This is a genomic window from Erysipelothrix rhusiopathiae (assembly GCF_900637845.1).
In the GTDB taxonomy this organism is placed as follows: Bacteria; Bacillota_I; Bacilli_A; order Erysipelotrichales; family Erysipelotrichaceae; genus Erysipelothrix; species Erysipelothrix rhusiopathiae.
Map to the genome: position 1 here is coordinate 1,165,111 of NZ_LR134439.1, position 19,383 is coordinate 1,184,493.

The 19,383-nt window shown below is 36.9% G+C and carries 17 protein-coding genes; 12 read left to right on the forward strand and 5 right to left on the reverse strand.

Going from position 1 to position 19,383, the window contains the following annotated elements; genetic code table 11:
* Positions 1-15: 15 nt before the first annotated feature.
* From EL194_RS08700 to EL194_RS05740, 10 genes are all read left to right on the forward strand, one after another.
* Positions 16-1,503, forward strand: coding sequence for an oligopeptide/dipeptide ABC transporter ATP-binding protein (locus tag EL194_RS08700; RefSeq protein ID WP_003773027.1), 1,488 nt, complete (start codon positions 16-18; stop codon positions 1,501-1,503).
* Positions 1,504-1,505: 2 nt separating this feature from the next.
* Positions 1,506-2,447, forward strand: coding sequence for an ABC transporter ATP-binding protein (locus EL194_RS05700; protein WP_003773028.1), 942 nt, complete (start codon positions 1,506-1,508; stop codon positions 2,445-2,447).
* 2 nt (positions 2,448-2,449) lie between these two features.
* On the forward strand, positions 2,450-2,638 hold the full coding sequence (locus EL194_RS05705; RefSeq protein ID WP_003773029.1) for a hypothetical protein: 189 nt from the start codon (positions 2,450-2,452) through the stop codon (positions 2,636-2,638).
* Between the two features lie 102 nt (positions 2,639-2,740).
* Positions 2,741-3,181 carry a MarR family winged helix-turn-helix transcriptional regulator gene (locus EL194_RS05710; protein WP_003773030.1) on the forward strand — a complete coding sequence of 147 codons (441 nt, stop codon included), beginning with the start codon at positions 2,741-2,743 and terminating at the stop codon, positions 3,179-3,181.
* Positions 3,165-4,895, forward strand: a complete 1,731-nt coding sequence (locus tag EL194_RS05715; protein WP_003773031.1) for an ABC transporter ATP-binding protein — start codon at positions 3,165-3,167, stop codon at positions 4,893-4,895. The genes EL194_RS05710 and EL194_RS05715 overlap by 17 nt, the downstream gene beginning before the upstream one ends.
* A gap of 1 nt (position 4,896) precedes the next feature.
* Positions 4,897-6,687 carry an ABC transporter ATP-binding protein gene (locus EL194_RS05720; RefSeq protein ID WP_013852674.1) on the forward strand — a complete coding sequence of 597 codons (1,791 nt, stop codon included), beginning with the start codon at positions 4,897-4,899 and terminating at the stop codon, positions 6,685-6,687.
* 52 nt (positions 6,688-6,739) lie between these two features.
* The gene (locus EL194_RS05725) at positions 6,740-7,417 is read left to right on the forward strand and encodes a hypothetical protein (RefSeq protein WP_003773033.1); all 678 of its coding nucleotides are present in this window, start codon (positions 6,740-6,742) and stop codon (positions 7,415-7,417) included.
* 14 nt (positions 7,418-7,431) lie between these two features.
* Positions 7,432-8,076: an HAD family hydrolase gene (locus tag EL194_RS05730; protein ID WP_003773034.1), complete on the forward strand. Its 645-nt coding sequence runs from the start codon at positions 7,432-7,434 to the stop codon at positions 8,074-8,076.
* A gap of 208 nt (positions 8,077-8,284) precedes the next feature.
* Positions 8,285-8,587, forward strand: a complete 303-nt coding sequence (locus tag EL194_RS05735; protein WP_003773035.1) for an antibiotic biosynthesis monooxygenase family protein — start codon at positions 8,285-8,287, stop codon at positions 8,585-8,587.
* Between the two features lie 220 nt (positions 8,588-8,807).
* The gene (locus tag EL194_RS05740) at positions 8,808-10,460 is read left to right on the forward strand and encodes a putative manganese-dependent inorganic diphosphatase (RefSeq protein ID WP_003773037.1); all 1,653 of its coding nucleotides are present in this window, start codon (positions 8,808-8,810) and stop codon (positions 10,458-10,460) included.
* A 43-nt stretch (positions 10,461-10,503) separates the two neighbouring features.
* Here EL194_RS05740 and zwf read toward each other — a convergent pair whose 3' ends face one another.
* The 3 genes from zwf to gpmA form a co-directional block, all read right to left on the reverse strand.
* On the reverse strand, positions 10,504-11,937 hold the full coding sequence (gene zwf, locus EL194_RS05745; RefSeq protein ID WP_003773038.1) for a glucose-6-phosphate dehydrogenase: 1,434 nt from the start codon (positions 11,935-11,937) through the stop codon (positions 10,504-10,506).
* Positions 11,924-13,348, reverse strand: a complete 1,425-nt coding sequence (gene gndA, locus EL194_RS05750) for an NADP-dependent phosphogluconate dehydrogenase (protein ID WP_003773039.1) — start codon at positions 13,346-13,348, stop codon at positions 11,924-11,926. The genes zwf and gndA overlap by 14 nt, the downstream gene beginning before the upstream one ends.
* A gap of 106 nt (positions 13,349-13,454) precedes the next feature.
* The gene (gene gpmA, locus EL194_RS05755; protein ID WP_003773040.1) at positions 13,455-14,204 is read right to left on the reverse strand and encodes a 2,3-diphosphoglycerate-dependent phosphoglycerate mutase; all 750 of its coding nucleotides are present in this window, start codon (positions 14,202-14,204) and stop codon (positions 13,455-13,457) included.
* Positions 14,205-14,386: 182 nt separating this feature from the next.
* On the opposite strand from gpmA, the gene EL194_RS05760 reads away from it, so the two are divergent.
* Positions 14,387-14,983, forward strand: coding sequence for a nitroreductase family protein (locus EL194_RS05760; protein ID WP_034886475.1), 597 nt, complete (start codon positions 14,387-14,389; stop codon positions 14,981-14,983).
* 38 nt (positions 14,984-15,021) lie between these two features.
* On the opposite strand, the gene EL194_RS05765 is transcribed toward EL194_RS05760, so the two are convergent.
* Positions 15,022-15,798 (reverse strand): alpha/beta fold hydrolase, encoded by a 777-nt coding sequence (locus EL194_RS05765; protein WP_003773042.1) that lies wholly within the window; start codon positions 15,796-15,798, stop codon positions 15,022-15,024.
* Positions 15,799-16,117: 319 nt separating this feature from the next.
* Here EL194_RS05765 and glmS point away from each other — a divergent pair, with 319 nt between their 5' ends.
* Positions 16,118-17,929: a glutamine--fructose-6-phosphate transaminase (isomerizing) gene (gene glmS, locus EL194_RS05770; RefSeq protein WP_003773043.1), complete on the forward strand. Its 1,812-nt coding sequence runs from the start codon at positions 16,118-16,120 to the stop codon at positions 17,927-17,929.
* 61 nt (positions 17,930-17,990) lie between these two features.
* Here glmS and EL194_RS05775 read toward each other — a convergent pair whose 3' ends face one another.
* Positions 17,991-19,310: a C1 family peptidase gene (locus tag EL194_RS05775; RefSeq protein ID WP_003773045.1), complete on the reverse strand. Its 1,320-nt coding sequence runs from the start codon at positions 19,308-19,310 to the stop codon at positions 17,991-17,993.
* Between the last annotated feature and the right edge of the window lie 73 nt (positions 19,311-19,383).

A 19,383-nucleotide genomic window follows, 5' to 3' on the forward strand; every position in this document is an offset into this window, starting at 1 on the left:
GGATGGGATTATATAATGGAAAATAAAGATAATCGCGTTCTCATAAAGGTTGAACACTTACAAAAATATTTCCCAATAAAAAAATCCAGTGTTTTCCAACGTAAACAAGAATATGTAAAAGCCAACAAAGATATCTCAATTGAAATTTTTGAAGGTGAAACATTAGGACTTGTTGGAGAATCAGGTTGTGGTAAATCCACGTTTGGTCGTACATTAATTCAATTGTACGAGCAAACAGGTGGAGTATCACTTTATTATGGTGAAACAATTGAAGAAATGATGCCTGAGTACGTACGCGGAGTATATAAATCAATACCAAAGGTATTTGGTAAACATGATACAGAATACAAAGCGATTAAGGACCTTGAATCAAAAATTGAAGGAACATCAGGCGAAGAATTTATTGAACTTAATGAATCATTGCGTCTTTTAAAGATTGCATATGAAACAACATACGGTAATATTTTCCGTCTTGCAGGTGGACTTCTCGTTCATGATAATCTCAATGAAGTAAGTAAATTGCTTCTTTCAAAATATCAAAAAGGGAGTGCAGTTGCGAAGTTACATAAAGAACTTGAAATGGAAACATTACGCAATACCATGCATGATAAAAAAGCAAATGGTAATGTATCAAGTTTAAAAGAAAAATTAGCAGCAGCTCAAAAAGAGCTTGATGACGTTAATGTGGTTATTAACGAAATGAAGGCAAAATTATCTTCACATGATAATTTTGAAGAATATGAATCTTTACTTGATGATGGTATCGATTTATCATCATTAAACAAACAAGAGATGCGTTTCTTACGTAAGGATTTACAAATTATTTTCCAAGATCCATATTCATCACTTGATCCTCGTTTTACCGTAGGAAACATTATTGGAGAAGGGCTGATTGCTCATAAACTCTTCAAGGATGCAAACAGTGACGAATATAATGAATACATTATTGATATAATGGAAAAATGTGGACTTCAGAAGGAATTTATACATCGTTATCCTCACCAATTTTCAGGTGGACAACGTCAACGTATCGGGATTGCACGTGCATTAGCACTTCGTCCTAAGTTTATCGTTTGTGATGAAGCGGTTAGTGCGTTGGATGTATCCATCCAGTCTCAAGTTATTAACTTACTTCAAGATCTTAAAGATGAGCACAACTTAACATACCTATTCATTACACATGACTTAGGTGTAGTACGTTATATCAGTGACCGTATTGGAGTTATGTATTTTGGTAACTTGGTTGAACTTGCACCTGCTGAAGAAATCTTCAGTAATCCGCAACATCCATACACCAAACAATTGCTTGCAGCGATTCCTCGAATGGAAAAAGATGAAGCAGAGATTGCGGAACTTCTTAAAGTTGTTCCAAATGGCATTTTTGATTTCACATTTGAAGAAACGGGTGAAGCCGATAAAGATTGGTATGAAGTGGCACCAGATCACTTTGTAGCATGTCGTCTGCTTAATGCCGAAGCAAAGAACAAGAAAGGAGGTATGTAAGCATGGCTTTATTAGAAATTAAAAACCTACATACCTACTTTGATACAAAACGTGGCTTGGTAAAAGCTGTTAATGGTGTTTCTTTCTCTGTAGATGAAGGACGCACATTGGGTATTGTTGGTGAATCAGGAAGTGGAAAGAGTCAGACAGCAATGTCGATTTTACAATTGTTTGAATCAAACCAACGTATCTATGAAGGTGAGATTATTTTTAACGGTGAAGTTCTATCGGATTATACTGAAGAACAATTACGTAAAATTCGCGGAAATGATATTTCAATGATTTTCCAAGAACCAATGACAAGTTTAAACCCAGTATTTACGGTTGAACGTCAAATTAGTGAAGTATTAATGCTTCACCAAGGTATGACAAAGCAAGAAGCGAGTCAACGCGCACTAGAAATGCTTGCATCCGTTAAAATTCCTCGTCCAGAGAAAGTTCTAAAAAACTATCCTCACCAATTATCAGGTGGGATGAGTCAACGTGTTATGATTGCGATGGCGCTTGCATGTAATCCTAAGCTTTTAATCGCTGATGAGCCTACAACGGCTCTTGATGTTATTATTCAAGCAGAGATTCTAAAATTAATGAATGATCTCAAAACAGATTACAACACATCAATTCTCTTTATTACTCATGATCTCGGTGTTATCAGCCAAATGGCAGATGATGTTATTGTTATGTATGGTGGTAAGATTGTTGAAGCGGCACCAATCAAAGCGATCTTTACAGATGCGAAACATCCATATACGAAACGCTTATTAAACGCATTCTTAAAAACGGATATCAGTGGACGTAAAGATCGTAAAGAAGTTGAAGCAGATCTCTATTCTTCAGAAAATGATGTTTATGACTTCTATAACTTTAAAACAAACGCGATTGCGGATGTTGATTGGCATAGTGTTGGTGAGAACCATTACGTTGCGTGTAATTTAAAGAAATAATTATGTTGAATAAACGAAAAAAAAGAAAATTACTAACTGAAGAAGAAATTCAAGAAAAGTTTAAAGATGTTGAGTTTGAGAAAAATGATACGACGGCGATGATTATTGCCGCAATCGTGACACTTTTACCAGCACTACTCCTAGTATTAGGATTAATCTATGGACTTTTATGGCTGATCTTCATTGGCTAAAGACACTAAGGAAGCCGTCTCAGGACGGCTTTCATTTATTTATCACAGTGTCTTTTTCTTTTTTGATATAATTAGTTAGTCGTTTAACTAAAGGAGAAGCTTATGGAATCTGTTTTATCACAACTTTATCGCGCATTAGAACGAAAACACAGAAGTGTTGTCCAAACCTATTTAGATACTTTAGGGCTCTATATAGGACAACCACGTTTTTTGTTTGAACTGTATCGAAATCCTGGTTTGACACAAAGAGAGTTAGCAGAAACACTTGTGGTTACAAAGGAAACAGTATCTGTGGCTCTTAAACGTCTTGAACAAGGTGATTTTATTCGCCGGGAAATACCGGAAGATGATAAACGTTGTCGTCAGCTATACCTGACTGAAAAAGGGGAAGCAACGATTGTTGAGTTGAAGAAAAACTTCGATTCCATAAATAACTCAATGTTCCTGAACTTAAGTCCGGAACAACAACTGCAGTTAGAAGAATTACTTACAGAAATGATTAAAGGATTGGAGGCAAGAGAGACAAATGAAAACGTTCTTTAAATATTTTAAACCTGAGATCCCAATCGCATTATTGGGAATAATTTTTGTCGGTAGTGTAGCCTTCATCGAATTGTATCAAATTCAATTGATGGCGCAAATTATCGATGTAGGGATTGCGAATCAAGATTTTACAGTAATCCTTAATGTTGGCCTAAAAATGGTTGGACTTGCCTTGCTAGGGGCAGTCATCGCAATGCTTGGTTTGGTTTTCCCATCGCAAGCATCCAACAATTTCGCCTTAAATTTACGTCGAGACATCTTTAAACGTGTCCAAACATTTTCATTAAAGAATATGTCTCAATTTCAAACGGCTTCTTTAGTAACCCGTTTGACAAATGATATTAACTTTCTACAACGAACCATAATGATGTGCTTACGCTTATTAGTGCGTGCACCAGTATTTCTAATCAGTACAGTTGTCATGACCTATATGATTAGTCCTGATCTGTCCATTGTAATGTTGGGAGCAGTTGTGGTTTTATCACTCGTCCTGCTTTATGTAATTAAAGAAGGATTTCCACGATTTGTCAAGTTGCAAGATAAAGTGGATAAGATGAACCGTAAGGTGCAAGAATCCCTCATGAACATTCGAGTTATTAAATCTTTTGTACGTGAGGATGAAGAATCCCATAAATTTCAAGATGAAAACGGCGAGTTGTTTGATGCTTCCGTCAGCGCAATGAATTTAATGGTTGTTATGAATCCTGCACTAATGGGTGCGATTCATTTTGCGACACTGTTTATCGTATGGATTTCAAGTTTCCTCATTGTTGATCAACATTTAATCAATATTGGAGATTTACTCGTCTTTATAAACTATCTTCGTTTCACGATGTTCTCGATGATGATGATTACAAACGTCTTAATGATGATTTCACGATCGAAAGCATCCGTCATTCGTTTGAAAGAAGTGTTGGAAACTGAACCAGATATTACCAATGCGGCAATACTGGATACACTTCCTGAAAATCCGCGTGGTGATATACATTTTGATAATGTTTCATTCCGTTATTATGAGGATGCAAATGATATTCTCACAAACATTAATTTTGCTATTAAACCCGGTGAACATGTTGGGATTATCGGTTCTACAGGTTCCGGTAAATCGACTTTGATTAATCTGATGGTACGTTTAATTGATGTTACTGAAGGAACAATTTACCTTGATGGAAAAGACATCCGTACGCTTGACTTAAAATCGTTACGCAGTCAATTTGGATTTGTTCCCCAAAAAAATGTGCTCTTTACGGGAACCATTGAGTCCAATCTGAAACTTGGAAATCCAAATGCAAGTCAAGAAGATCTTATCCGTGCTACCAAAGCTGCTTCAATCTATGATTTTATCATGGAACAAGAAGAAGGTTTTAAAGCACCGATCCAACAAGGTGGTACCAATTTATCAGGTGGTCAACGTCAGCGAATGTGTATTGCTCGAGCATTGGTTGTGGAACCTAAAATTCTTGTTTTAGATGATAGTACCAGTGCCTTGGATGCTGCTACAGAACAACGGGTTAAAGAATCCGTTCAAAGTCTTTATGAAGATGTTACGGTTATAAGTATTGCGCAAAAAATTAGTTCTGTTTCAGACAGTGATATGATTTTAGTTATGGATGAGGGTAAGATTGTCGGGCAAGGAACACACACTACATTGCTTGAGTCCTGTAATGTCTACCAAGAAATCTATGAAAGCCAACAAAGAAAGGGGGATGAATAAGATGAGTGAACGTAAAGTTGTCATTGGTCATAAACCACGAAACCAACAAAAAACACTGAAACGCCTGTTAGGATATTTAGGACAAAATAAGATCTTACTAATTATGGTAATCATCGCATCGATTGTCTCCACCTTGGGTGGGCTTTATGGATCGTATTCTATCTCTCCATTAATCAAAATTATTGAAAATGGATTAAATGGATCGATTTCAAGAGATTTGATGTTCCAACAGCTCTTTAGTAAACTTGTCTTTCTTGCAATTATCTTCGCGCTTGAAGTATTAGCGATGCTTTTCTCAAACCGTATGATGGTGAAGATATCACAACGTACTGTTGAAACAATTCGCAAAGACATGTTTGATCATGTGTTGAAGATGGATGTTAAGTATCACGATCAAAATGCTCACGGGGATTTAATGAGTCGTTTTACCAATGATATTGATCTTGTGGGGGAAGGGTTAAACTCCGCTGCTGCTTCAATTGTTATTAATATCTTCACGTTGTTAGGGACAATCGTGGTTATGTTTATCTTAAGTCCTACGCTATCCCTAGTGACTCTGATTATTTTGCCACTCCTTTCAATTATGGCAAATGCAATCGTAAAACGAAGTCGCATTTATTCTAAACGCCAACAACGTTCCCTTGGAACCCTCAATGGTTACATTGAAGAATCCATGGAAGGCCAAATGGTTATGCAACTTTTTAATCATGAAGCAGAAGCTGAGAAAGATTTCCAAGTGCTAAATCAAGACTACCGAAAGAATTCTCAAAGTGCTCAGATTACCTCAATTATGATGTACCCGTTGATGCAAAATGTGAATACAATAAGTTATGCGGTTATTGGGATTGTTGGGGGATACCTTGCAATTAATCATGGATTAAGTATTGGAGACTTGGGTGCTTATGTAAATATGACACGGACTCAAGGAAAACCAATTAATGAAATCTCGAGTCAATTCACAACACTTCAGTCTGCAATCGCTTCAGCTGAACGAATCTTTGAACTGCTGGACTGGAGTTTAGAGTCTGAAAATGAAACGGATTTAATTCTTGAAGATGTTGTAGGGTCAGTGCGTTTTGAAAATGTAACATTCGGATATAATCCAAGTGTTCCAGTCTTAAAAGATGTTTCGTTTTGGGCGAAACCGGGACAAAAAATTGCTTTCGTAGGATCTACAGGTGCAGGGAAAACGACTATCACAAACCTAATATCTCGATTCTACGATATTGATGCAGGTACCATCTTAATTGATGAAAAACCTTTGGATACCATTAATCGTTACAGTTTACGAAAACATATTGCGATGGTACTTCAAGATACGCATTTGTTTAGTGGTACCGTTATGGAAAACATTCGTTATGGTAATCTTGATGCAAGTGATGAGGCATGTATTGAAGCTGCAAAGCTTGCGAATGCGGATCATTTTATACGTCAACTTAAACATGGCTATCAAACGGTTCTTGGTGGGGATGGGGATGATTTATCGCAAGGTCAGATGCAATTACTGAATATTGCACGTGCTGCGGTAGCCAATCCTGAAATTCTTATCCTTGATGAGGCTACATCCTCCATCGATACCCGTACTGAACGTATGGTTGAAAAAGGGATGGATTCAATTATGGAAGGACGTACAACCTTTGTGATTGCACACCGTCTGTCTACAGTTCGAAATGCAGACGCGATTATTGTTTTAGAACATGGTGAAATTATTGAACGCGGTAGCCATGATGATTTAATTCAACTAGGCGGACGTTATGCATCATTATATTCGGGACAATCTCAGTTAGCTTAGAGTAGCATTATGCTACTCTTTTTCGTGTTATAATAAAAAGAAGGGGGGCATTATGATGGTTAATGTAGAATATATTAATAATGCGGGTTATGTTGTGGAAACGGAAAAAGCCGTTTATATTTTTGATTATGTTGAGGGGCTGTTGCCATCACGGTATTTATACAGTGAGAAAGAAACATTCTTTTTTGTAACAAGTCGTCATCGTAATCACTATAATGAATCAATTTACAGTTATGGCAAGACGGTTATTCTGTCATCGGATATTTTAGTCTCACCGTACCGTAATGTATTTATGATGGAGCCAGGTGATGAAATTCATTTGGGTTTTGCGAAAGTACGTACGTACGGAAGTACGGGTGGTGGTGTGTGTTATTTTATTCAAGAGGGAGATTTAAAAATCTTGCATGCCGGTTCGCTTAACAACTGGCACTGGAAGGATACGTTTACGCCTGCAGAATCACGTTTTGAAACGCATCGCTTCCATGAAATTCTTCAGGAGATTGCGGTGTATGCACCGATTGACATCTTAATGTTTACACTCGAACCTTCAATGGGTGAAGATTTTGATCGTGGTGCGCGTGAAGCACTTGATTTACTCCAACCGCTTTGTTTCTTTCCAATTAAAACAAAGCATGATGATTCACGCTTTTTCAATTGGGCGATGTCACGTCCAATCACAACATGTTATGAACCAAAACATGATAATCAAGTTTTTAGAAATATTATTTAGAAAGTTGGATACAGATGGCTTTTATATTTGATTTGGATGGAACGTTATTAGATTCCATTGATGATTTAGGAAATAATTTAAATACAGTGCTTTTGCGTCATGATCTTCCCACTTATGATCGCGCACAGTATAAAAAGTTTGTAGGAAATGGGATGAAGAAACTCGTTGAGCGGGCATTACCGAGCGATTACGAAGCATTTGATGTAATCCTAGAAGAATACCTTGATGAATACAGTCGTCATTACACAGAGGCTTCTGTGCCTTATAGCAAGGTCTGTGATACCTTAAAAGAATTGAATCAACGCAACATCCCGATTGCAATTTGTACAAATAAGAAACAAGAATATACAGAGGGTATTGTGAAGCATTATTATGATGATATTCAATTTGTTGCGACAATTGGGGATACCTTTGATGGTAAACATAAGCCAGACCCATACTATCCGCTCGCAATTGCATCAACAATGAGCATAGATCCTTCATTGATTTATTTCGTGGGTGATAGTGATGTGGATATGAAAACAGCTAAGAATGCAGGGATGGTACCTGTAGGAGTATCATGGGGTTTTCGAAGTGTTGAAGAACTTCGAGAACATGGTGCGAAGTATATTATCAATTCAATTGAAGAAGTACTTGATTTACCACCACTTACAAAATAACTTTGTGTAGAAAAGCACGGAAATCACAAATGGTTTCCTGTGCTTTTTATTTTATGACATGAGTACCATTTTTTAGAACAAATTATTCTCGTAAACGATACTTTGTGAATAATATCATCAATTTAACTTATGAAATGCTTGATTCATCGATAAGGTTTGAATAGAATATACATAGAGAACTTACGATTTTAAAAAGGATGGTATCACAATGAAATATGTAGAAGTTAAACATTTTGAAATGAAAAAAGGAACAGGTCGTGACTTTGCCGAGAATTTTTATAATCGTACGGTAGTTAAAGATTTTCCAGGATTTGTTAGTATTCGTGTAGGGCTGAATGAGTCATGCCACAGTTATGATTGTGTGGATGTTTCATTTGTTTGGGAAAATGAAGATGCCTATACTAATTTTAAACGCAGTGACTTGCATAAAGAAATTCACCGAACACGCAAACCAAATCCAAATATGATTAAACATTCATCATATCGCTACGATATGATTCATGAAGACTAAACACTGAGAAATCAGTGTTTTTTTATTTAGATAAAAAAAAGCAAGATGATTTCAGAAATCCTGTTTTTGAAAGAAAAACAGAATAAATAACGCAACATAGAATTAGATTTAGTCAGTTATACCTATAAATAGTGTTTAATCGTGGTTCTTTTTCACAGGGTCATCTTTATATATTAAGTAGATATGATAAACTTATATTAATCATTGAAAGGGAATTAATATGAAAAACGAAAAAGATTTAATCTATATTTGTGGACATCGTCATCCAGATACGGATTCAATTGTATCGTCAATTGCATATGCTCATCTTAAAAACATTCTGGGTGCTCCAGCAGTACCCTGTCGTTTGGGTGAACTGAGTGATGAAACCAGCTATCTTCTTGATCGCTTTGGTTTTGAAACGCCAACACTTCTCAAAGATGCACGTGCAACACTTGATGAGATTGAAATGGATGATGCGGTAAAGATTCATCTGGATACTTCTATTAAGGAAGCAATGGAAATTATCTCAGATAAGCGACAGACACTTGCGGTAGTTGATGATCGGGATCAACTTATTGGGCTTGTGACCAGTTCAAATCTTGCTCATATCGCGATGGGTGATACGAAACATTCCATCGCACTTTTAAAGAAAACACCGATGTGTAATATTGCGCAAGCAATCGATGGTGAATTGATTTATGAACCAAAGCATTTTCATTTTAATGGGAAAACAAGTATCATTGCGATATCTAAAACAAAATTGGATAATTATGAATTAACAGACCGCCTCGTAATTATTGGTAATGATACGGAATCACAGTTAACTGCAATTCGTAAAGGTGCATCTTGTATTGTGACAGTATGGACAGATGAGATTGAAGAATCGGTCTTATCGCTTGCGAAATTGCATGATTGTGGAATTATTCGATCAACACATGGAACCATGAATACTTCGCGTTATTTGCTGTTTGCGCCAAGTGTTCGTGAAGTAATGTCCACGGATTTAATTACATTTAATTGGAATGAGTTTGTAGATGATGTTGGAAAGCGAATGCTAAAAACACGTTATCGAGCATACCCTGTATTGGATGATCAGAATAAGATTTATGGTTTTGTGTCACGGTACCATATTTTAAACTCATCAAGTAAAAAGATGATTCTTGTGGATCACAATGAAGCCTCACAGAGCGTGGATGGGATCCAACAAGCAGAAATACTAGAAATCATTGATCATCACCGTATTGGCGACCTACGCACCGTTAAACCGATATATTTCAGAAATGAAATCATCGGATCAACGGCATCAATCATTACAAAGATGTATTTGGAACATGGTGTCGAAATTCCAAAAGATATTGCTTCATTATTACTCGCAGCACTGGTATCTGATACCTTAAATTTAAAATCACCAACGACGACGCCAAAAGATTTTGAAATTGCGAACATTCTTCAAGATCGATCGGGTCTTGATCGCAATGAATTTGCACGTGATATGTACGAAGTAACATCTGGCTTAAAAAATAAACCATATGAAGATATTATTAACCAAGATATTAAGAAATTCTACATTTCTCAAAAAGAGGTAATGGTATCCCAGCTTGTAATTTACCACTTTGATGAGTTGGATGATATTTTAGATTCATTTGAAGAAGTGATGGAACAATTTGTAACTCAACATCACCTGGATTTATTGGTTGTCGTCTTTACCAGTGTTGAGGATAATGGATCCATTATTGTTGCTTCAGGAAGTTTAAAAGAAGCAGTCTTGGATGCGTTTCCCAATAAAGATGGTGAAGCACGTACCTTCTTACAAGATGTTGTTTCAAGAAAGAATCAAATCATACCGCGCTTGTCAGCTGCGATATCTCAGTACTTAGGAACGGGAATGTAAACATAAAAAAAACTTCTTAGTCATTTAAGAAGTTTTTTTATGTTTAGTATTTAAAAATTTCTCCCATAACCTGTTCTTCAATCCATTGATTGCCATCACGTGCTAATAAATCATGGGCACGTTTAGGACCGGATGAATATGCATCATAGCCTTCAGGTTTGTCGTTTCCTTTATGTTCTAGAATTGTTTCAACCAAACTCCAACTTAAATGGACTTGTTTAAAACTTGCGAAAAGGGATTGATCGGAATCCATGGCTGCCTTAAGAAGACGTTCATAAGCTTCCGGTGTATTTTCTCTGTTTTCATAATTACAGCTCTGGCAAAAATCCATAAAAACCGTTTGGCTATCATGGCTTTGACCTGGTTTTTTAATATTGAAGCGAAGATAGACTCCTTCATCCGGTTGAACTTTAATGATTAACACATTTGGTTGTTCGTGGTCTTTCTGATTAAATTCAATCATAATCTCCGTTGAACGCTTATGCATGCGTTTTCCTGTCCGAATATAGATGGGTGTATCTTGCCATTTGGGTAGTGAAGAGGCAAGCTTTAACGCAACATAGGTTTCAGTTGTGGAATTCGGTTCAACTTTATCTTCGTGTGTATAGGACTTCGAATCTCTGTTTTCAAGGTATTGACCGTAAACAATATCATTTTCGTAATCTTCTACATATAGACTTTCCAATACGGCTTCTTGTTCATGGTGAATGTCCGCAGCATTAAATGCATGCGGTTCTTCCATGAGTACAATGGATAATAATTGAAGCAAGTGATTTTGAAACATGTCTTTTAAAGCACCTGTATGATCGTAGTAATTACCACGATTTTCAACCCCAACCGTTTCTGCCGCACTAATTTGTATATTGTTGATGGACGCTCCATTCCAACTATCCGCAAAGATCATATTAGAAAAACGAATGGTAAAGATGTTTTGAACCATTTCTTTCGCAACATAGTGATCAATACGGAAAATACGATCTTCGTCAAAAATATGCGTTAAGGTATTATTGATATCGATTGCGGATTTTAAATCATTACCAAAGGGTTTTTCAATAATAACTTTACTATTGGAAACCAGTTGATGCCGATCGAGTTGTGTTGCAATTGTTTCAAAGAAAGAAGGCGCAACTGCGAAGTAGTAAAGGATTTGTGCTTGTGGATCAAGTGTCTCAAAGTATGTCTTAAGACGTGGATACCCTTCATCTTCGGTAAATGTCATTTTAAAATACGATACGTATTCGAGGAAGACATCCAGAATCTCCTCTTTCACATCAAAACGTGCTTGTTCTCGAAGCCAAGGCTTTACCAAATCATGGTATGCCGCTGTCGTTAACTCTTGTCGACCAATCACAACAAGATGAAACGAATCAGGTAGGCTCTTTGTTTCAAGAAGGTTATAGAATGCAGGTAACAATTTTCGGTAGGTTAGGTCACCTGTACCTCCGAAAATTGCGACGATATGATTATTTGGCTTCATTACTGGGATTCCATTCGTGGTGGAAACTGCCTTGTTTATCAACACGTTCAAAAGTATGAGCACCAAACAAGTCACGTTGTGCTTGAATTAAGTTTGCATTTGAACGGCCGTTACGGTAAGCATCGAAATAACTGATTGCATTTGTAAAGGCTGGAACACTGATTCCGGATTGAATGGCAAGACCACACACATCACGTAAACTACCTTGATAGTCTAGAAGACTTTCTTTAAAAGATGCATCCAACATTAAGTTCTGCAATTCAGGATTTAAGGTATATGCATCCGTAATACGGTTTAAGAATTTCGCACGAATAATACATCCTTCGCGGAATACTTTCGCAATTGCACCAAAGTCTAAGTCCCATCCATATTCAATGGAAGCATTTTTCATCAAGTCAAAACCTTGTGCATAGGCAATAATCTTACTTGCATACAAGGCTTGACGAACTTGTTCGATAAATTCTTCCCGATCGTTTAGTTGTATATGAGGTGCTTCATAGTTAAGAATTTCTTGTGCTTGAACACGCTCTTGTTTTTTAGCGGATATAAAACGAGCAAAAACAGCAGAAGCAAGTAGGGATGCATCCGTTCCGGTGTTTAATGCTTCCTCAGCGGTCCATTTACCCGTTCCTTTTTGAGCAGCTGTATCTAAAATAACATCCACCATATGCTTACCGGTATCCGGATCAATCTCACCAAAGATTTGTGCTGTAATTTCGATTAAGAAACTATCAAGTTCACCTTGATTCCAATCGCTAAAGATTTGCTCAAGCTCTTCATTTGAAAAACCACCAACATGTTTTAAAATTGAATAACTTTCCGCAATCAACTGCATATCTGCATATTCAATTCCATTATGTACCATCTTGACATAATGTCCGGCACCATTTTCACCAATATAAGTACAGCATGGTTCGCCTTGTGCTTTAGCGGAAACATCTTCTAAAATATTTGAAACAAATTTATAAGCGTCTTTACTTCCACCTGGCATAATAGCAGGTCCAAAACGAGCACCTTCTTCACCACCAGAAATACCTACACCTAAATAACGGAATCCAAGGGCTTCAATTTCTTGTGTACGACGAATGGTATCTTTAAAATTAGAATTACCACCATCCATAATGATGTCACCCTTGTTAAGGAGTGGAATTAAATTTTCAATTACTTTATCGACAGCAGGTCCCGCTTTAACCATAAGGATGATCTTACGAGGTGCTTCGAGTGAAGTCACAAAATCTTCTAAGCTTTCGAAAAGACTTAAATTTTCGTGTGGGTTTTCTTGAATTACTTTTTGACCAACAGCATATGTACGATTATAAATCGATACATTATACCCGTGATCAGCCATATTAAGGGCTAGGTTTGACCCCATGACTGCAAGTCCAATAACACCTATATCATTTTTTTTCATAATTACCTCCAAAGTCTATAACTATTGTACAAAAATCTAAGCTAATAAACTAGCCTTATAACTTAGACCAACAAGAAAAAAAACGAGTGAGACTCGTTTTTTAAATTTATTTAGCTTTTCCTTGGTTTGCGACTGCTTCCATTTTAGCTTTAAGTGCTTCTTGGTCACCGAGGTAGTATTTGTTTACAACATTAAAGTCGTTATCAAATTCATAAACCAAAGGAACTCCTGTAGGGATGTTTACCTTCATGATTTCTTCATCACTCATATTGTCAAAATATTTAACAAGTGAACGTAATGAGTTACCATGAGCAACAATAAGAACACGTTTTCCATCTAACATTTGAGGTTTAATTGTTTCTTCAAAATAAGGAACAGCACGTTCAATTGTTTCTTTTAAGGATTCGTGTAATGGTAAGATATCTTTATCTTCTACATTACGGTATGCTTCCATGTTACGTGGAGCACGTTCGTCAGTAGGATCTAATTCTGGAGGTTTAACGTCAAATGAACGTCTCCAAATAAGAACTTGGTCTTCACCATATTTCGCAGCTGTTTCAGCTTTATCTAAACCTTGTAACGCACCGTAGTGACGTTCGTTAAGTCTCCAATCTTTAACGATTGGTAACCATGTACGTTCCATTTCATTTAAAATATTGTCCATAGTGTGGATTGCACGTTTTAAGTATGAAGTATAAACGATATCGAAATCGTAACCTTCTTCTTTAAGCATACGTCCACCAAGTTTAGCTTCTTCTACACCTTTTTCTGAAAGTTCTACATCAGCCCATCCAGTAAAGAGGTTCTTTTCGTTCCATTCACTTTCACCGTGACGAACTACAACTAATTTCATCATAATCAATTCCTCCTAGTTCTTTAATCATTTTACACCATTCCTTTTCTAAAATCTACATTATCCAGACTAGTTCACAAACTTGAAAATTACACAATCATCTTTAGAGCATATGGTTTGAATTAACATAGTCAGCAACTATATAATATAATTCGTAAAACATAGTGACTCAGGAGGTAAATGTCATGACTAAGATTTTTGAAGATTTAGAACTTAGACGTTCTCGATATGGATTATCAAAGGAAGCAGTTTTAACCGAAGAGGAAGTAATTGAATTGGTAGAAGCATCAGTTCAACATACACCATCAGCATTTAATGCTCAAACACAACGCGCAGTCGTTTTATTTGGAAAACACAGTGATACATTTTGGGACTTAACACGTGAAGCATTACGTAAAGTAGCGCCTGAAGAAGGCTTTGAAAATACAGTTACGAAATTGGAAAGCTTCAAACAAGGTCAAGGAACAATTCTTTATTATATTGACACTGATGTTGTGAAAGGCTTACAAGATCAATTTGCACTTTATGCAGATAATTTCCCAATTTGGGCAGAACAAGAAAATGGAATGATGCAATTGGTAACATGGACCGCTTTAGCAGGTGCGGGAATCGGAGCTTCCGTACAACATTACAATCCCCTTGTGGATGCAAGTGCAGCTGAGGCTTTTGAAATTCCATCAAGTTGGAAATTAGTTGCGCAAATGCCATTTGGTAAAGCAATTGATGAAGTACAACCTAAAACACTTCAAGATGTAAAGGGTAAAGTAAAAGTTTTTAAATAAGTAAAAAAAAAACAATCAGATTGAGCTGATTGTTTTTTTTATTCTACTTTATAGATTTGAATCGTGTCATCGTCATCGAAGAAATGATAGGCTAAATCGGAAAACGATTCAGGATGGGCAAGTACGGCGGGGTACTTACCATTTTTAAATAAATAAATCGAGGTATGTCGAACCTTTTTAAGGAGACAATTATAGATATGGATGTAATGACATTTACGAATGCGTTGATCATCACGACATCCCGTTAAAAGAAGGGGAGCACGTAGGTTACTCAAATCATCGAAGTAGGGTGTATTCCCAAACTCTAAGATTGCATTGGTTTCATTAACCACTGTTGTATGCCATTTTTTTCCATGAATTCTTCGGAGGTTAAATTTTCCCGGTATACTGGAAAGTAACTTTCGACGTTCAAGCGCGAGAGATTCAAGAAATTGAGGGCTTGATGATTCACCTTGAAAGTTATCGGCAATGATTTTGTGGATGCGTCCAGGTTCTTTAAGAGCGATATTTACTGCAACAATCGCACCACCACTCATTCCCACTAACTTCACATCCCGATAATCTTTGATATGAATCAGTTCTAAGACTTGAGCAGCCTCATAAGCCCAAATATCAAGTGGGAATGTATCAATCTGCTCGGATTTCCCATAGCCTAAAAAATCAATCAGAACGACTTTAAAGTCATCTTTATATAAATCAATAATCGGTTTAAAAACATCAGATGATGATGCATTACCATGTAGGAAAATCAAGGGGTCTCCCATACCGAATTCTTCATAAAAGATCTCATGCCCCATAAACTTAAAATAAGACATTGTGTAACCTCCAAAATTACAATATGCACATTATAGCAAACTCTTATGAATAAAACACAAAGAATGATTAAGTTCTAATTTTTACTCCAAATAGATGTTTAAGAAAAAAGATAATAAGGATAAAAAAGACTGTGATAAAATAGAAAATGAAAGGAGGATTTTTAGGAATTTAAGCGCCTGGCTCATATAGAGCGACGAGGAAAGAGGAGAATCGAGACTTCGGCGGATGCCTCTTCGGTTATATGGAATCGTAAGATAAGGACAAATTGAACAAATCCCTTATCACCCATAATCTTAAATATAATAGGAGATATATAATATGTGTGGAATTGTAGGATATGTTGGCACGCGCAATGCTGTCGACGTTTTAACTGTGGGATTATCCCACTTGGAGTACCGAGGGTATGACTCGGTTGGTTTAGCGATTCAAGAAGGCAAAAAATTAATAACGTATAAAGAAAAAGGGAAAATAAAGAATCTGGAAAAGCAACTTGAAGCAGCTCGTGAAGGGGAGCCATCCTGTGGTATTGGCCACACGCGTTGGGCAACGCATGGTCGCGCCTCTAAAAATAACGCTCATCCACATGGCACGGAAAACGTTGTGTTGGTACATAATGGCATCATTGAGAATTATTTAGAAATAAAAGAAGAACTCTTGGCACTTGGTTACAGTTTTGAATCTGAAACAGATTCTGAAGTTGCCGCAAAGTATTTGGATTACCTTACAAAGCAATCAATTTCAAACCAAAAAGCCATTGAATTACTCTGTGACCGGATTCATGGTAGTTATGCTTTTGCGATTATGTTTTCAAACGAACACGATGTTCTTTATGGTATTCGTTACGGAAGTCCCTTGTGTCTAGGGATCGGAAAAGATGAAATGTTTCTTGGTTCGGATATGTCACCAATTTTGAGTTATACCAATGAGTATATACTTCTTGATGATCGTGAAATTGTCCGTCTTGAATCGGATTCGTTTGTGGTGTATCGATCTGATGGTATCGAAGTTAAAGATAAAGTAATTCATTTTGCGAATTGGAATCAAGAATCATCAGATCGCCAATTGTTTGAACATTTTATGTTGAAGGAAATTCATGAACAACCAGATGTTCTTGATCGAACATTAAGAACTTATACACAAGCTGATGATGAGGGTTCGTTAAACGTATCCTTACCCATCCCCTGTGATTTTTTTACAAACATTAAAACCATCCACATTATTGCATGTGGTACTGCACTTTATGCAGGATTATGCGCAAAGTATTGGATTGAAGCCGAAACGAATTACCGGGTCATGGTTCATACAGCGAGCGAGTTTCGCTATTATCCTTTAAAGCTCGATGACGATGACTGTGCATGGTTTATTTCGCAAAGTGGGGAAACCGCAGACAGTCTTGCGTGTTTACGTATGGTGTCGGAGCAAGGTATCAAAACACTTGGAATTGTGAACACGCAAGGATCTTCAATTGCCCGTGAAGTCGATGTGTGTGTATATACTTGTGCGGGATTTGAGAAGTCTGTAGCAAGTACTAAAGCATATACGGCACAGTTAGCCTTGCTTTATCTCATCACCTTAGTGTTGCAAGACACGAGTCATCCACATCAAGCACTTGTAAAGTTTCAAGAATGTGTCACCGCTCAACAAGCGCTCCTTGAACAAACCGATGCGATTGAGACATTAGCACGCAAGTTTATGGATGTCTCGGCTGTGTTTTTCTTAGGAAGAGGGCTTGACTATGCGACATCCGTTGAAGCTTCCCTCAAACTTAAAGAAGTTTCCTATGTTATGAGTGATGCTTATCCAGCAGGAGAGTTAAAACATGGTACGCTTGCCTTGATTGATCCGGATGTTCTTTCTGTTTTTACTTTAACGCAAATGAACACCAAAGAAAAAACACTCAGCAATGTGCAAGAAGTACAAGCAAGAGCGGGTAAGGTTCTCATCATAAGCAGTGACGCCGCCTTGTCAAACGCATATGACGAAGTACTTTTGATACCGAAGGTGGATGATGCCTTAATGCCTTTTATCAGTGTGATTGCACATCAGTTATTTGCATATTATAGTGCGAATATTAGAGATTGTGATATTGATTGCCCGCGAAATCTTGCGAAATCGGTTACGGTAGAATAAAAAAACGTATCTTCGGATACGTTTTTTTTATTTATCGTTTAATTAGAAATACACTCAGTTTTTATTTCACAAGCGCAAGGGCACCCATTGGATCCCATGGTTCAAGTTCAATGACTTGATCACTTTCTAGCGCTTCAAGATAATCTTTAGGTACATATTTCTTATCCACCATAACTTGGTAGTTGTATTCATCAAACCATTCATCCGTCATGGTGTAATAGCCTTTACGTGCATTACGATCAGTTCCCCAACTGTTTTCAACGTTCCAACGTGTTGGTTTTCCATTCTCATCTAAATTAACGCCCACAAATACCATTGCATGCGTCATCAAACTATCACCATAATCAAGACGACCGGCTTTATCAAGATTTAATTCAGTGTTTAAAACACCTTTGAAATCAAAGGCATCTTTAGCCATAATACCGTTATCGCGATCATGCATTTGTCCAACATCACATCCAAACCATACAGGTTTTCCATCTTGAAGTTGGGCAATCGCAGCTTCTTTTAAGATATGGCTGGGAGCATTCACATATTTAATTGGATCGGCTTCTTTTACCGTACCTAAATATTTAACGGTAAATGCTTTTCCATAAGGCTTATCTTTAGTAGGGGCATTAATGATACTTACTTTATCCTTAAGGTTCCAACCTACATACTGATTCATAAAATCAACCGGTGTAATGGTATCGATTTTTTTGTAATTACCATCTTTATCATGGTATTCATAACTGAATGATTCAGGTGGTGTTCCAAGACATAAACATAGAATATGATAAATTTCATATAACATTTCATCTTTACTACGTGGGTTTTCGGATTCGCGTAGTTCATAAGCAAATTCGCGAAGTTTTGATGTGATGATCTTGTTCATAAATGCGGAATTTGAACTGTGGAAAGTTTCAGGCATTGCTTCTTTAGGCACAACACCGTATTTTTCTAAGATTCCTTTAAACATATCCCATTGACCACCATCTTGAATGGGGCCGGATAGAAGGTGTTGAATCAAACGTCCATCGGTTGGTTCTTCTTTTGTCTCAAGAATACTTTCGAGGAAGTAATTTGCTTTTTCAAGTTTATCCCAAAAGAATGGATAGGTTTCTGAAAATTCAAAGGAATCAACATTAAGACATCCAAGGACATCGGCGCGCATTGTGTTAAGCGATGCGAACATCCAGCAACGTCCACTTGCCTTTTGATTTGTAATTTGACCTGTTTTTGCCTGAACAGAGAAGGCATCAGGATAGCGTGATGATAATGAATGATCCACAGCGATGTCGTGAATTCCACTGTGTGTTACTGCGTTTTCGAGCGTACGAGCCGCTTTATTATTTTGATATTCCGATTTAAATTCGGATAACAATGATTTTGAAATAGTCATTATAGGACCTCCTGTATTTAATTAGGGTCACCTAATTTAATTGGTATTATACGCCTGTATAATAAGGGTGTCA